Origin of the sequence: Pseudoalteromonas sp. MT33b, from assembly GCF_014117385.1 — a bacterium.
Taxonomy (GTDB): domain Bacteria; phylum Pseudomonadota; class Gammaproteobacteria; order Enterobacterales; family Alteromonadaceae; genus Pseudoalteromonas; species Pseudoalteromonas lipolytica.
This window is the reverse complement of record NZ_CP059831.1, coordinates 3,227,198-3,242,044: the sequence shown is the minus strand read 5'-3', so window position 1 is coordinate 3,242,044 and position 14,847 is coordinate 3,227,198. Positions and strand designations below refer to the sequence as shown.

At 41.7% G+C, this 14,847-nt stretch carries 13 protein-coding genes; 10 read left to right on the top strand and 3 right to left on the bottom strand.

The window, feature by feature from the left end; all coding sequences use genetic code 11:
• Positions 1-59: 59 nt before the first annotated feature.
• A complete protein-coding gene (locus H3302_RS14605; protein ID WP_182395721.1) occupies positions 60-566 on the bottom strand; it encodes a glycine cleavage system protein R in 507 nt (168 codons plus the stop codon).
• A gap of 346 nt (positions 567-912) precedes the next feature.
• On the opposite strand from H3302_RS14605, the gene H3302_RS14600 reads away from it, so the two are divergent.
• The 10 genes from H3302_RS14600 to H3302_RS14555 all read left to right on the top strand — a co-directional run bounded on the left by H3302_RS14600 (position 913) and on the right by H3302_RS14555 (position 11,738).
• Positions 913-3,147 (top strand): ABC transporter permease subunit, encoded by a 2,235-nt coding sequence (locus tag H3302_RS14600; protein ID WP_065979566.1) that lies wholly within the window; start codon positions 913-915, stop codon positions 3,145-3,147.
• Positions 3,148-3,162: 15 nt separating this feature from the next.
• Complete coding sequence (gene pstA / locus H3302_RS14595) at positions 3,163-4,812, top strand: phosphate ABC transporter permease PstA (RefSeq protein WP_036973315.1); 1,650 nt, start codon at positions 3,163-3,165, stop codon at positions 4,810-4,812.
• Between the two features lie 26 nt (positions 4,813-4,838).
• The gene (gene pstB, locus H3302_RS14590) at positions 4,839-5,666 is read left to right on the top strand and encodes a phosphate ABC transporter ATP-binding protein PstB (RefSeq protein WP_036973314.1); all 828 of its coding nucleotides are present in this window, start codon (positions 4,839-4,841) and stop codon (positions 5,664-5,666) included.
• Positions 5,667-5,713: 47 nt separating this feature from the next.
• Entirely contained in the window at positions 5,714-6,415 is a 702-nt protein-coding gene (gene phoU, locus H3302_RS14585) for a phosphate signaling complex protein PhoU (protein WP_036973313.1), read from the top strand.
• A 149-nt stretch (positions 6,416-6,564) separates the two neighbouring features.
• Positions 6,565-7,242: a TIGR00153 family protein gene (locus H3302_RS14580; RefSeq protein WP_036973312.1), complete on the top strand. Its 678-nt coding sequence runs from the start codon at positions 6,565-6,567 to the stop codon at positions 7,240-7,242.
• Positions 7,243-7,284: 42 nt separating this feature from the next.
• Positions 7,285-8,553, top strand: coding sequence for an inorganic phosphate transporter (locus H3302_RS14575; protein WP_036973311.1), 1,269 nt, complete (start codon positions 7,285-7,287; stop codon positions 8,551-8,553).
• Between the two features lie 84 nt (positions 8,554-8,637).
• On the top strand, positions 8,638-9,564 hold the full coding sequence (locus tag H3302_RS14570; protein WP_036973310.1) for a hydrogen peroxide-inducible genes activator: 927 nt from the start codon (positions 8,638-8,640) through the stop codon (positions 9,562-9,564).
• A 123-nt stretch (positions 9,565-9,687) separates the two neighbouring features.
• Positions 9,688-10,230: an RNA polymerase sigma factor gene (locus H3302_RS14565; RefSeq protein ID WP_036973309.1), complete on the top strand. Its 543-nt coding sequence runs from the start codon at positions 9,688-9,690 to the stop codon at positions 10,228-10,230.
• Positions 10,223-10,822 (top strand): hypothetical protein, encoded by a 600-nt coding sequence (locus H3302_RS14560; protein WP_182395719.1) that lies wholly within the window; start codon positions 10,223-10,225, stop codon positions 10,820-10,822. Before H3302_RS14565 ends, H3302_RS14560 begins: the two co-directional genes overlap by 8 nt.
• Before the next feature lies 1 nt (position 10,823).
• Positions 10,824-11,738, top strand: a complete 915-nt coding sequence (locus H3302_RS14555; RefSeq protein ID WP_182395717.1) for a hypothetical protein — start codon at positions 10,824-10,826, stop codon at positions 11,736-11,738.
• A 29-nt stretch (positions 11,739-11,767) separates the two neighbouring features.
• On the opposite strand, the gene H3302_RS14550 is transcribed toward H3302_RS14555, so the two are convergent.
• Positions 11,768-11,971, bottom strand: coding sequence for a hypothetical protein (locus tag H3302_RS14550; RefSeq protein ID WP_036973306.1), 204 nt, complete (start codon positions 11,969-11,971; stop codon positions 11,768-11,770).
• Positions 11,972-12,202: 231 nt separating this feature from the next.
• Positions 12,203-14,713: an EAL domain-containing protein gene (locus tag H3302_RS14545; RefSeq protein ID WP_036973305.1), complete on the bottom strand. Its 2,511-nt coding sequence runs from the start codon at positions 14,711-14,713 to the stop codon at positions 12,203-12,205.
• Positions 14,714-14,847: the final 134 nt, after the last annotated feature.

The following is a 14,847-nucleotide window of genomic DNA, read 5'->3' as shown; positions in this document are numbered from 1 at the left end:
GTCACTAATGTGACACGTCGTTAGGTATCAAGGGTTATTTGTGCCCTTATAGTCGTTGATTAAGCATCTTCTATATCAACAATAAGATCGGTGGTAATCGATTCAAGCGCACTGATGACTTCGTCTTTGTTCATCCCCACTGGTAGCGCAACGGTGGCCACCGCGCTAAAAATAGGCACTCCCCAATTTGGCGCACTCTGTTGTTTTGAATTGAGATGCGTAATGTTAGCGCCTTTGTGGCGAATGACACTGGCAAGCTCTTGCACGATGCCTGGTCTATCGTTACCGGTGATCAGAAAATTAATTTCTTCAGAAGGCACGTCAGGTAAGGTATCAGTGCCGCGCTCAATCCTTACCTCTAAATGCGGTAAGCTGTGCAGCGCATCTTGCAATTCTTGCAAGTGTTCTTCAGGAACTGCGGCTTCAATAATGCCCGCAAAATGGCCCGCTAAATGACTTAAGTTACTGGTTAACCAATTGCCATGATGGCTTAAAATCGTGGCTGAAATGTCTTCGACGAGGCCCGGTTTATCGGGACCTAAAATAGTAATTACTAACTGCTTCATATTTAATTCTCTATAAAAAGCCTCTGAAAAATGCAAAAAAGGAAGGAGGCGTTGGGTTAAGATGATTCTTATTATTGAAAAAAATAAGTCACATTGAGTATTAATGCTGATTTAACGTTTGTCCAATTTTTTCCATAGAGTAATAAAAAATTAGCGATAACAAATTGTTAGCTTAATTCCTTTGGCATTCTTAGAGTATTGTTTTTGGTAGTATTTTGGTCATGTTTTAGGGATAAACCCCGTATCTAAAATACCTGTTTTATTACACTGAAATATGACGTTTGTAACAATACTGTCATCTTGGTGAAATATAATGCGCCCAACGTTAAGATTTAAGGGTGTTTTGATGACTTCCAATCCGAATAAACCGACCTTTCATACGGATAGAAGCCGTCTATTTAAAGATCGGTTTGCCAAGTGGGGTATTTCCGCAGGTGGTGTAATGGTGCTTGTCGCGCTGTTACTAATTTTCTTTTACCTTCTTTATGTTGTTCAACCTATTTTTGAATCAGCAAAAGTAGAGACACGTAACAGTGTCAAACTACAAAATGCGTCAGAAATTGTTGGGCTCGGTATTGAAGAACAAACCGAAGTTGCCTTTTTACTAGGCGAAAAAGGCACGGTTGATTTTTACAATGTTGAAAAACAACACTTCGGTAAAAAAATCACCACTCTTAACACTGAACTCCCCAGTGATGTAAGCAGTTTTGCAAGCTCTGCTCCTTTTCAAGGGCAATACGCTTATGGCCTTGAAAACGGGTCTGTTATGGTTGTGGTGCCGAAGTTTTTGGTCACATTCCCTAACAATGAGCGTCAATTAACGCCTCGTTTAGATTACCCTCTGGGTAAAGTGGCATTAGAAGTTGATGAGCAAGGCGCTGCCATTAAGAAGTTTGCATTTAGCCATTACGAAGATAAAACCGCGGTGGTTGCGTTAACTGCGGATAAACGTGTTTTATTCAGCAGCTTTTTAGCTGAAGAGAACATGTTCACTGGCGAAGTTGAATGGAGCGTTGAGCGCACAGAGCTTGATATTGATGGCCGTGTTGATGAGTTATTAATGTCGCCAGATACGACGCGCACCTTTATTCGCTCAGCTAACCAAATTTATGTTTACGATACGCGCTATCCGTCTGAGGTAGAGCTTATTCAAGTACTTGCTGCAAACGAAGAAAACGCAAACCTTGTTTCTACGCAATTACTTGCTGGTGCAAACTCATTGATGCTTGCCAATGATAATGGCGAAGTTTCGCAGTGGTTTGAGGTGAATACCGACGAAGGCCGTGAGTTTCAAAAAATTCGCGCGTTTGAAACCAGCAAACAATCAAAGTTAAGTATTTTCACTGAATTCTATCGCCGCACTTTCTTTACTGCGGGTGCCAATGGCGAACTAGGCATTTACTACACCACCAGTGAAGCAAAGCTGTGGCAAGGTAAAGTCAGTGACGGCCCAATTGATAATTTCGCAATTGCGCCGCGTTCAAATGCTGCACTTATTCTTGCTGATGATGCATTGAAAGTGATTGAAATCCATAATGAGCACCCAGAAGTAACGTGGTCTGCATTATGGCAAGAGGTTTGGTACGAAGGTTACCCTGAACCTGCATACATTTGGCAGTCAACTTCAGCGAGTGATGATTTTGAGTCTAAATTTTCGTTAGTGCCAATTTCATTCGGTACCATTAAAGCCGCACTATACGCGATGTTATTTGCGGTACCAATTGCCTTATCTGCGGCTATCTACACCGCATACTTCATGTCGAGTGAGCTGCGTAAAGTCGTAAAGCCAACCGTTGAAATCATGGAAGCGTTACCGACCGTTATTTTGGGTTTCTTAGCCGGTCTTTGGTTAGCGCCGTTAATTGAAGAGCATTTACCAGCGATTGTGGGCTTACTGCTGTTACTACCGATTGGTATCTTACTGACTGCATTTGGTTGGAATAAGCTGCCAGCTTCTATTCGTCACCGTGTGCCTGAAGGTTCGCACTCAATCTTATTGATTCCGGTTGTGCTGTTTATTGGTTGGTTGTCATTTGCGATGAGTGGCACAATTGAATCATGGGTATTCGATGGTAATGTTCGTCAGTACCTCACCAATGAATTAGGCATGACATTCGACCAACGTAACTCGCTCGTTGTCGGTATTGCGATGGGCTTTGCGGTTATCCCCACTATTTTCTCGATTGCAGAAGATGCGGTGTTCAGTGTTCCTAAACATTTATCGAATGGTTCACTGGCACTCGGTGCAACACAATGGCAAACACTGGTACGTGTGGTTCTTCTTACTGCAAGCCCAGGTATTTTCTCAGCAGTGATGATGGGTCTTGGCCGTGCAGTGGGTGAAACAATGATTGTACTTATGGCAACAGGTAACACGCCTATTATGGACTGGAGTATTTTCCAAGGTATGCGAACACTTGCAGCGAATATCGCGGTTGAAATGCCAGAGTCAGAAGTAGGGAGCTCGCATTATCGCATTCTATTCTTAGCAGCGTTTGTACTATTCATATTCACATTTATTTTCAACACAGTGGCTGAGTTTGTTCGTCAGCAACTGCGTGATAAATACAGTTCAATGTAGGTGGAGAGACACGACATGGTAAAGCAGTGGTTTAAGTCTGGTTCTCCTTGGATTTGGATGACCGGTGGTGCGGTGAGCATCAGTTTAATCTCAGTTCTTGGTTTGTTAGCCATGATTGCTTGGAAAGGTTTAAGCTTTTTCTGGCCATCAGAAGTTATTCAACTTGAGTTACAAGGCTCAGTTGCAAAACAAACTGTGATTGGTGAAGTTTATGATCGTGAGCTCGTTGCAAAGTCACGTATTGAGGCAACAGGCGTTGATTTATCTCATTACGACAAAGAGCAGTTAGAACGTTTATTAATTAAAACCGGTAACCGTGAATACGTTGATTTAGATTTCCGTTGGGTATTAGAAACCGATATCAAATCACGCACAGCGCCGGCTGAACTTGCCGTATTTGAGCGCAGTAAAAATGGTAATTTTTACGGCTATGTTGACCAAGTTATTAAAGACGGCGAAGTTATCACAGAGAACAAAATAGACGTACTCTATGATCTTGTTGAGCGTGCTGTTGAGTTAAATGACCAAGCACTTGATTTGCAAAATGGTGACATTGGTCACATTAACTATGAACTTGAGCGCTTACGTTTAAAAGAAAAAGCGTATCAGCTTGATAATGAACTTACCGATGAACGTGTTGCAGAGCTGGCAGCTGCCCGTGCTGAGCTACGTGAAGAATACTCGGTACTTGAAAAACAACTTTTTGCGCTACGCAAAGAAGCAAAGCGTGACCAAGTAACCGTAAAAGATATGCGCGGTGAGGTTGTTACATTACCACTTTATCAAGTGCTTGATGTGTGGTTCCCAAATGACATGGGGTTCTTTGCTAAGTTAGGTCATTACTTTGTACAGCTAGGTAAGTTTGTGTCAGACGATCCGCGCGAAGCAAACACCGAAGGGGGTGTATTCCCTGCGATTTTCGGTACCGTGTTCATGGTATTACTGATGGCCGTTATTGTGACGCCATTTGGTGTGGTTGCGGCAATTTACTTGCACGAATATGCAGCCAAAAATGCTGTCACGAAGATGATTCGCATCGCCGTTATCAACCTTGCGGGTGTACCGTCTATTGTTTACGGTGTATTTGGTCTGGGTTTCTTCGTTTACATGTTGGGTGGCAGTATTGACCAATTATTTTACCCTGAATCATCGCCAAGCCCCGTTTTTGGTACGCCAGGTGTGATATGGTCGGCATTGACCCTTGCGATTTTAACCTTACCTGTGGTTATCGTTTCAACAGAAGAAGGTTTATCACGTATTCCAAGTACTGTTCGCCACGGTTCATTAGCACTGGGTGCGACAAAAGCTGAAACCTTATGGCGTATTATTATTCCAATGGCCAGCCCAGCGATTATGACTGGATTAATTTTAGCGGTTGCACGTGCCGCGGGCGAGGTTGCGCCACTTATGTTAGTGGGTGTGGTTAAAATGGCGCCTACATTGCCACTAGACGGCAACTTCCCATACGTACATTTAGATAGAAAATTTATGCACTTAGGTTTCCACATTTATGATGTTGGTTTCCAAAGCCCGAACGTAGAAGCGGCGCGTCCGCTGGTATATGCCACGGCATTCTTACTGGTTTCAGTAATTATCGCCCTGAATATCACCGCGATTGGTATTCGTAACCATTTACGCGAAAAGTTTAGAGCTCTAGAGCATTAATACAGAATTTTTATAGGTAGACAGAGATGATTACAGTTGCACCACACGTAAACCAAGCGAAAAGCGCGGCAAAACTAGACTTAGAGAATCTAACCGCAGAGCAAACTGCGTTAGAGATTAAAGATTTAGATCTATACTACGGTGATAAACAAGCGCTTAGCGGCGTGAATATGAAGATTCCCAAAGGTCAGGTAACAGCGTTTATCGGCCCATCGGGGTGTGGTAAATCGACGCTGCTTCGTTGTATTAACCGTATGAATGATTTAGTTGATAGCTGTCGTATCACCGGTGAAATTTTACTACATGGTCATAACATCTACGATAAAAGTGTCGATGTTGCCGCACTGCGTCGTAATGTTGGTATGGTATTCCAACGTCCGAATCCATTTCCAAAATCAATCTACGAAAATGTTGTTTATGGCCTACGCTTACAAGGAATTAAAGAAAAGCGTAAATTAGACGAAGTCGTTGAGCAATCTTTACGTGGTGCTGCATTGTGGGATGAAGTAAAAGATCGTCTTCACGATAGTGCATTTGGCCTATCAGGTGGTCAGCAGCAACGTCTTGTGATTGCGCGATCAATTGCGATTGAGCCAGAAGTGCTCTTGTTAGATGAGCCAACATCGGCACTCGATCCAATTTCTACATTAGTTATTGAAGAGCTCATTAACGACTTAAAGAATAAGTTTACCGTGGTTATTGTTACTCATAACATGCAACAAGCCGCGCGTGTATCAGACCAAACAGCGTTTATGTACATGGGCGAATTGATAGAGTATTCAGATACCAACACCTTATTTACGACACCAAGTAAAAAGAAAACAGAAGATTACATCACTGGCCGCTACGGCTAGTCGAATAAAACACTTGGTAACGTAAACGAATTTTATAGAGGTAGACAATGGAACATAATATTAATAAGCATATTTCAGGTCGCTTTAATGAAGAGCTTGAAAATGTTCGTAACCATGTACTTAGCATGGGTGGCTTAGTTGAGCAGCAGTTAAATAGTGCGCTTGATGCGGTTAGTAAAGGTGATGCAGAATTGGCGCAAAAAGTCCGTGAAAACGACTACAAAGTAAACGCCATGGAAGTCAATATTGACGAAGAATGCACACGCATTATTGCACGTCGTCAGCCTGCTGCTAGTGATTTACGTTTAGTTATTGCGATTGCGAAAACAATCGCCGACTTAGAGCGCATTGGTGACGAAGCAGAGCGTATTGCAAAAGTGGCGCTTGATTCATTTACCAAAGATCAACAAGATCTTCTTGTTAATATTGAAAATATGGGTCGCCAAGTGTCGAAGATGCTTCATGATGTACTTGATGCATTTGCCCGTATGGATGTGCAATGTGCCTTCGAAGTTCACAAAGAAGATGCAAAAGTTGACCGTGAATATGAAGCAATTACGCGTCAAATTATGACATATATGATGGAAGATCCACGCTCAATCCCTAAAATTATGGATTTAGTGTGGTCAGTTCGTTCACTTGAGCGTATTGGCGACCGTTGTCAGAATATCGCAGAATACATTATCTATTTTGTGAACGGTAAAGATATTCGTCATACATCTCAAGCAGATATCGAAAAGTCGCTGTAAATTTTTAAGCACTTTTCATTTTTAAACCGAGCGGCTTTAGGCCGCTTTGTCTATTATTGGTGATGTCAGGCAGAAAAAGCGTTCAAAATCGTACACAATGCTGTAAAATTCGAACCTGCCAAAGCATACTAATTTATAAAGGGTCAGTTATGCCTACAAATGCATTTTTAGGGGTTTTTGCTAAATCTCCTATTAAGCCTATGGAAGATCACATTAAGAAAGTACATCAAGCAAGCAAAGCCTTGATCCCTTTCTTTAATCACGTTTTTAAAGAAGAATGGAAAGAAGCGGAGGAAATCCGTCTAAACATTCGTAATTTAGAACGTGAAGCGGATGACATGAAACGTAACATTCGCCTTCAACTACCGCGCGGCTTATTTATGCCAGTTGAGCGTACCGATTTGTTAGAGCTTGTTACCCAACAAGACAAAATTGCGAATAAAGCAAAAGACATTGCAGGTCGTGTAATTGGTCGAGAAATGACGATTCCGGTAGAAATTCAAGAAGATTTTCTTGCTTATGTAACACGTTGTGTTGATGCGACAAAACAAGCATCAAAAGCAATTAACGAGTTAGATGAGCTACTTGAAACGGGCTTCAAAGGTCGCGAAGTGACTTTAGTAGAAAAAATGCTCGTTGAATTGGATGCAATCGAACAAGACACGGATGACATGCAAATCAAAATACGCCGTCAATTGCGCGCCGTTGAAAATGAACTAAACCCAATTGATGTGATGTTCTTGTACAAGATCATTGAGTGGGTCGGCGATCTAGCTGATATTGCAGAGCGCGTAGGTTCTCGTCTTGAGCTGATGTTAGCTCGTTAATTTAAAATCAGTTCAAATACGAAAAATTAAAGGTTTCACACAATGGATATCATTGCAAATTACGGCACTTTTTTAGTTTTAATTGCCGCAGCAGTCGGTTTCTTCATGGCTTATGGTATTGGTGCAAATGACGTTGCCAATGCGATGGGTACATCAGTAGGTTCAAAAGCACTTACTATCAAACAAGCAATTATTATTGCGATGGTGTTTGAATTCGCAGGTGCTTACCTTGCCGGTGGTGAGGTTACATCAACTATTCGTAAAGGAATTATCGACGCCACGCCATTTATTGATATACCTGAGCTTATGATCTTAGGTATGATTGCCGCGTTATTTGCTGCAGGTAGCTGGCTATTAATCGCCTCTTTCCTTGGCTGGCCTGTATCGACTACTCACTCAATTATCGGTGCGATTATTGGTTTTGCTTTAGTGGCTGTTGGCAGCGAAGCAATCCAATGGAATAAAGTACTGGGCATTGTGGGGAGTTGGATTGTAACACCTGCAATTTCGGGCTTTATTGCTTACCTTATCTTTATGAGTGCGCAAAAGCTTATTTTTGATACCGATGCTCCACTTAAAAACGCTAAGCGCTTTGTCCCTGTGTATATGGGTCTAGCGGGCTTCATTATGTCTTTAGTTACGATTAAGAAAGGCTTGAAGCACATTGGTATTAACCTAGGCGCTGTTGAGGGTTACGCACTTTCTATCGCGATCGCTGTCGTGGTTGGTATTATTGGTAAGTTTGCTATTTCACGCTTAAAAATTGATCCTAAAGCTGACAAGAAAATGCAATTTAATAACGTTGAAAAAGTGTTCGCGGTATTAATGGTATTAACAGCTTGTTGTATGGCATTCGCCCATGGTTCGAACGATGTTGCAAACGCGATTGGTCCACTAGCTGCTGTTGTAAACATTGTTGAGCACAACGGTGAAATTGCTAAGAAAGCCGCTATCGCATGGTGGATTCTACCACTGGGTGGTTTGGGTATTGTTGCTGGCCTTGCTATTTTAGGTAAGAAAGTAATCAAAACAATCGGTGAAGGTATTACTCACTTAACACCTAGCCGTGGTTTCGCTGCTGAGCTAGCTGCTGCATCAACGGTTGTTATTGCATCAGGCACGGGTTTACCAATCTCTACAACACAAACGCTTGTAGGTGCTGTATTAGGTGTTGGTATGGCGCGTGGTATCGCAGCGCTTAACATGGGTGTTGTAAGAAACATTGTAGTTTCTTGGGTAATTACATTGCCAGTTGGCGCAGCCCTTGCTATTGTTATTTTCTACGTACTGAGAACAGCCTTCGGCGTTTAAAAAGTACTAACAGACTTTTAGCTTGAAAAGATCTCAATGCCCTAGGTATTGGGGTCTTTTTATTTGCAGGTAGTAAAAAAGAGTATGAATAACTTACCCAGTATTAAACAACTACAATATTTACTCGCCGTTCATCAGCACCAACACTTTGGTCGTGCCGCAAGTGCCTGCTTTATTGGTCAGTCCACGTTAAGCAGTGCGATTCAAAACTTAGAAGAAACCTTAGGTTGTCAGCTTATCGAGCGTGAAAATCGCAGCTTAATGTTTACTGCCATTGGGGAAGAGGTCGTAGAGAAAGCACGTAAAATCATTGACGATACGCTAAGTTTGAAAGAACTCACCAAAAGCTTTTTAACCCCGTTAAGTGGTAAGTTAACCTTAGGCGTGATCCCTACCATCGCCAGCTTTATCGCGGCGCCGTTGTATCACTTTTGCAAGCAAACATTTACCGAGCTTGAGTTAGTACTTGTTGAAGATACCAGTGAAAAGTTACTGGATAAGCTTGAACACGGGCAAATTGATATCGCGTTGCTTGCGTTGCCGTTCGATACCGAAAAGTTTCACACCCAAGTGCTCGCTAAAGACCACTTTAGCTTAGTTCACCATAAAGATTATATGCCAGCGAAAGGTGTCGAAGACTTTAACTTGTTGCCCGATGCCAGTGTGTTTTTGCTAGAGCGAGAGCACTGTATGACAGGCCATGCCTTAAGTGCTTGTCATTTAAATCGCTCAAGTTGCATTAACCCGTTTGAAGCGGCCAGCTTACATACGTTACTGAGCATGGTTGAGCATCAACTGGGCGTTACTTTTTTACCGCAAATGGCGATTAACGCGGGCATTCTAGAGAAAAAAGACATGGTGGCAACGCCATCACAAAGCGACGCATACCGAGATATTGGTATTGTGTGGCGTAAAACCACCGGGCGAATCCGCGATTTTAGGCTGTTTAGTCAACAGTTAGAGCTGTTTCTTGCCAAGCAATGCAGCTTACATACCCAATCAGCAGAATAAATTGCAGCCCCAAATAAAAATTTGGGGTTTTTTATTATTAAAGCAAACTATTTTTTTCCTTCCCTCGACTAACTTTATACATTACCCCTTTTTACGATAGATAAATAACATGACGAGGCTACCGTGTTTTTTCAATCACTCGACACATTAATTGCCAAGGCGCAACAAGGCAATAAACGGGCATGGTTGAAATTAGTGAAGCAACATGAAACGCAGGTCTATAACTATTGTTTGCGAATGTTGAGTCACCCTGATGATGCAATGGACTTAATGCAAGAAGTGTTTATTTCTGTGTATAAGAGTTTGCCTAGCTTTCGGGGAGATTGCAGCTTTAATACTTGGCTTTACCAAATCGTGCATAGACGAAGTGTTGAGTATTATCGTCGCCGTAAGCACCACCAAAGCCTAGACGGTTTACCCGAAGAAGCCTGTGAGCGTAGTGAAATAGAAGCGAATCAACAGCAATCTCAACAGCATAATGAGCTTAAAAGTATGATGAACAATTTGCCGTGGGAGCAGCGTTTGGTTGTAGAGTTAAAGTTTTTTCAGCATTGCACATTTGAGGAAATTGCTGAGCAGTTAGGTATTTCAACTAATACTGCTAAATCAAGATTATACAGTGCGTTAGGTAAGTTAAAAGTGCATTTGGAGGCAGTAGATGGCTAATTTAGAGTCGTTATTTACAGCATGGCTAGAAGGTGAAAGCTTAACGGAAGAGCAAATTAGGTTGCTCGAAAGTAATCCTGACTATGCCTTGATGATGGAAAATGCGACAAAGTGGCAGCAGCATAGTCTTAACTATCAACCGTTACCAGTACCTGACTGGGATCGTGGTTCTTGTATGCCACAAGCGCAAAAGCAGGCTGTGTATTTTGGTTCTGGTTTATGGGCGATGGCTGCGTCTATCGCATTGTGTGCCTGGCTATTAATAACCAGCCCAGAACAAACAGATTCACAGTTGCTTGAGCAAGTGGCTAAGCAAACTCGTTTATTAGAGTCACAACAAAAACAAATAGATCAATTGCAAAACATGCTAACAGCACAAAATGACATACAGCAACAGCATATGTATCAGCTAGCGAAAGAAGCGATTAAAACGGGTCGTGTAGAGCGACAAGAAGATATTGCCAGTGTGCTTGCTTATATCAAAACGCAGCGCGCCCAAGACCAAGCATACTTGCGTATGCAATTAAATGATTTAGCAGAGCAAGTGGATGGCCGACCTATGCCAACCGTTGCCAACAACGTGGAGTATTAAAATGCCAAAGAACATGATAGCCAGTGCGGTGTTATTGCTATGTGGTGTAGCAACAGTGAACCCTGTGTTTGCACAAAGTAGTGATGAGTTAGATAAAATTCAGCGTGAAGTGGGAATTATGGAAAAAATTCTTACGGCTGCTTTAAAGCAAGATACGGATAACAAAGTGAGCAACGTGTCAGCAAGTTATTTACAGCACCAAGGTGTGGTGTTTAGTTTTGACGTGCGGGGGTCGCGATGGTCAACTATTTTTGCATCGGTACCTGATGCTCCTTTGCCACCTATGCCAGATATTAATTTTGATGAAATAAGCGACATTGAGATTCTTGGTGACCATGTGCAGGTGATAAGCGACGCTGTGGTCGTTAAAACGCAAGAAGCGTATCAGCACGCGATGGAAATGATGCGTGAAAGTGCAGAGCAAGTCCGTGAAGTGGCTGAGCAAGAGCGTGATATTAGCCGTGAAATTCGTGATCTTGAACGCGAAAAACGTGATATTGAATTTGAGCGTCGTCATGATAAGGAAGCTGAAAATCAAGCACTTGAGCAACGTAAAAAAGAGTTACAAGCCTCTATTAAAGAGCTTGAAAAAGAGCAACAAACGCTGTCATTGAAGCAGCAAAGGTTACGCAAACAACTTGCAGAGAAAAAGCAAGCGCGCGCAAAAGAGCAGCAGCAGCAAATGATGGCTCTAACAAACAGTGTAAATAACAGTATTGCATTATCGTTGTGTGATTATGGCAGTGGTTTACGAAGCTTACCCGATAATGAGCACGTCAGTGTTGTTATTCGCGGACTCGATCAGAGTAAAATGGATCACATTAAAGTGTTTAAAAAAGCAGATATTAAACAGTGTGTAGTGGGGAATATTAAATCGTCGCAACTACTCGAACGTGCATCAAGCTATGTGTTTTAAATAATTGATTTCCCAACCAAAAAAGCAGCCTATAAGGGCTGCTTTTCATCCATTGAAAAAGGCTTTAAGCTGGGTAAAAACAATAAGTAAACCCAAACAACCAGATTAAAATAAGGCACTAAGCCCAACCCTGTAAATACTTTTACCGGGTACCCTTTGTAGGTCGCATTACGGTAACATTGATATGCTATCCCTAGATTAACGATCAGTAACAATACGATTAGTTGTGTCATCACTTTTCTCCTAAATACCGCTAATACAAAAACGTATAGATGTTAAGTCATTTTCAGTATGTATAATGTAAAAGGTAATGTCATGTTTTTTTTAGATTATCACTATAAATGCGCGACATTATCTCTTGGCGTGAATTAATTATAGATGAGTATTCTCAGGATGGTAGATAAAAAGTTAATAAAATTGTTTAAAAATGTATCAATATTCGGGGCGGGTTAGCTAGTCAGTTGTTAGCTAAAAAGTTTATTGTTAGAGATTCTTTCAAGCTCACTGCTAATTTTTTCAACGGGCATGGGGCGTGCAATAAAGTAACCTTGCCCGTAATCGACGCCTATCTCTTTTAGTGCTAAAAATATTTCTTTATTTTCAACGTATTCAGCAACAGAACGCTTATCTAAAGAGCGGCTAATATCGTTTATCGCCTTCACGAGCGCAAGGTCGATAGGGTCGTTCAACATATCGCGAACAAACGAGCCATCAATTTTTACATGTTGTGCTGGCAGCTGTTTAAGGTAGTTAAATGTACTAAAGCCAGTGCCAAAGTCGTCAATCGAGAAATGGCAGCCTAAGCCATTGAGGCGCTCTATCATTGCGCGGGTGGCCACTAAATTATTGATACTGGCTGACTCGGTTATTTCAAAAATAATACGCGTGGGTTCAACGTTATACTCTTGTAGGCTCGATTCTATATGCGGTAATAATCGTTCATCTAAAAATGACTGTGCCGATAAATTAATAGCCACTTGGTTGAGCTCAGGAAAATCAGCAACACTTTTAATCGCATTACGAATAACACATTGGTCCATCAGGTATGTGTCGTTTAGTAATTCTAATGCGGGAATAAATTGATTCGGGTAAATGAGCTCATTATCAAGCTTTAAACGCAGTAAGGTTTCAAAGTAAGCCACATGGCCACGTTTAAAGTCCCAAATTGGTTGGTAATGTAATTCAATTGCATCGTGTTGCAGTGCTTGGCGAATGCTGTGGCCCCATTCTAACCCTGCTTGTAGGCTATTGTGGTGAGTGTCTTCTTTTGAATAACAATGAACCAGATTACGGCCTAAGCTTTTTGCAACATACAGCGCAATATCAGCTTGCTTAAGGCATTCGTTGGGATCATTATTTTGTGCGGTAATTTGTGTTAGGCCAATTGAGCAGCTAATTGAATATTCTTGGCCTTCTGAATGAAATTGGTGTTTTTCAATGGCCATACAAATACTTTCTGCGACTAAATGGGCATCAAGCAAATTGGTGTTTTTCAGAATAACCGCAAATTCATCACCGCCAATACGGCAAATTAAGTGCTCGTCGCTAATATTGGCAGTAAAGAGTTGAGCGACTTCTTTAAGCACAATATCACCTTGTTGATGACCTTTACTGTCATTGATGATTTTAAAATGATCTAAATCGATATAAATAAGCGCATGTTCTATATCGCCATTGGTGTATTTGGCTTGGCAAATACGTTGCAATTGCTGATCAAAATAATAGCGGTTATGTAATTCAGTTAGCGTGTCATGCAATGCTAAATGACGAAGCTGTAACTCAGCTTGCTTACGTTCATGAATGTTATCGATAGTGGCTGTAATCGTTGCAGAGTTACGGCTGTTTTTTATTAACTGCATTCGGCATTCAACCCAAATGGCATTGCCGTTTTTATGACTCAGTTGTATCTCAACTTGCTGTTGTAGCTCCCCCCCGTGCAAAATACTTTGAATCGTATCTTGTAACTTGGGCTGACACTCAGGCAAACAAAAATCAGTTAACGACTTAGATAAACTTGATTTAATGCCGTATCCCGTGAGGTTTTCCCATGCAGGGTTAATAAAGCGAATATTTCCTTGCTGATCAAACTCCAATACCACGGTGTTTAAATGCAATAAAATACGTTGGTGAGCCGAAAACAGTTCTTTATAGCGGCTTTGGCTTTGGCTTAGTTGCTCAACTTTTTGTGCAAACTCTGCATAACTCACCATAAAATCTTCACGGCGTGCGGCATGGTCACATACTTTGCTCAGTAAAGACTGATCATAAGGGGCGCGTATAAAATCGGTAACACCAGAGAGCAGCAGTTGCTCGGCATAATCGGCATCGTTGTTATCAATGATGGTAACAATGGCTTGTTTAGGATTATGCTGCAATATTTCGCTAATCAGCGCGCCTGCGGGATCTGATTGCGATTGAGTTGCATCAATCAATACAATTGCAAACTTTTGTTGTAGGTACGTCGCCAGTGCTGCTTTTGTCGATGTCGTGTGTGTAACAGCAAAACTGAGTTTGAGTTGTTCGTTGATGTTATTTGCTTTGCTGTTATTCGTTTCAAGTAGGAGTAAATTAAGGCGGCTGCTTTTTTCTAGGTGTGTCGACAGGACATTAGCAAGGACTTGCGGCAGCATATCTTGGCGTTCAAAAGGCAATACAGCATCAATACCATAACTGCGGGCTGTTGTTTCAGCGATACGCTCACAATAAATAGGGGGAGTTAGCAGTATAGGTGTATTTTTTGGGGTTTTTAATAACCCCGAGCGAATCATGCGCGAGAAGCGCCAGCCGTCAATTTTGCCGACTTCAAGGCCCGTAATAATAATATCCACCGGCTGGCTTTTAAGTATTTTTAACGCCTCTTGCGAGTCGTTGGCTTCAATAAACGTAAAAACATTAAGTTTGTTGAGTGTTAACTTAATTGTTTCACGCTCAGCAACGCTAGCGTTTAAAATTAGCAGTTGCAACTGCTTTGCCATGGCGCTACTACCTCTTAACTGAACCCATGCTTAGTGAATGGGTTAGAATAATGACATTTCTATTATTCTACAAGCAAACTTTACCTAAAAACGGTTATTAGCCTGTACCAGCTTACACGGTTAGGTTGTTTGTT

What these genes read in the sequence shown, in the direction of transcription:
- H3302_RS14600 (WP_065979566.1), top strand. Translation starts at nt 913, where the DNA reads ATGACTTCCAATCCGAATAAACCGACCTTTCATACGGATAGAAGCCGT.
- pstB (WP_036973314.1), top strand. Translation starts at nt 4,839, where the DNA reads ATGATTACAGTTGCACCACACGTAAACCAAGCGAAAAGCGCGGCAAAA.
- phoU (WP_036973313.1), top strand. Translation starts at nt 5,714, where the DNA reads ATGGAACATAATATTAATAAGCATATTTCAGGTCGCTTTAATGAAGAG.
- H3302_RS14570 (WP_036973310.1), top strand. Translation starts at nt 8,638, where the DNA reads ATGAATAACTTACCCAGTATTAAACAACTACAATATTTACTCGCCGTT.
- H3302_RS14555 (WP_182395717.1), top strand. Translation starts at nt 10,824, where the DNA reads ATGCCAAAGAACATGATAGCCAGTGCGGTGTTATTGCTATGTGGTGTA.
- H3302_RS14605 (WP_182395721.1), bottom strand. Translation starts at nt 566, where the DNA reads ATGAAGCAGTTAGTAATTACTATTTTAGGTCCCGATAAACCGGGCCTC.
- pstA (WP_036973315.1), top strand. Translation starts at nt 3,163, where the DNA reads ATGGTAAAGCAGTGGTTTAAGTCTGGTTCTCCTTGGATTTGGATGACC.
- H3302_RS14545 (WP_036973305.1), bottom strand. Translation starts at nt 14,713, where the DNA reads ATGGCAAAGCAGTTGCAACTGCTAATTTTAAACGCTAGCGTTGCTGAG.
- H3302_RS14560 (WP_182395719.1), top strand. Translation starts at nt 10,223, where the DNA reads ATGGCTAATTTAGAGTCGTTATTTACAGCATGGCTAGAAGGTGAAAGC.
- H3302_RS14550 (WP_036973306.1), bottom strand. Translation starts at nt 11,971, where the DNA reads ATGACACAACTAATCGTATTGTTACTGATCGTTAATCTAGGGATAGCA.
- H3302_RS14575 (WP_036973311.1), top strand. Translation starts at nt 7,285, where the DNA reads ATGGATATCATTGCAAATTACGGCACTTTTTTAGTTTTAATTGCCGCA.
- H3302_RS14580 (WP_036973312.1), top strand. Translation starts at nt 6,565, where the DNA reads ATGCCTACAAATGCATTTTTAGGGGTTTTTGCTAAATCTCCTATTAAG.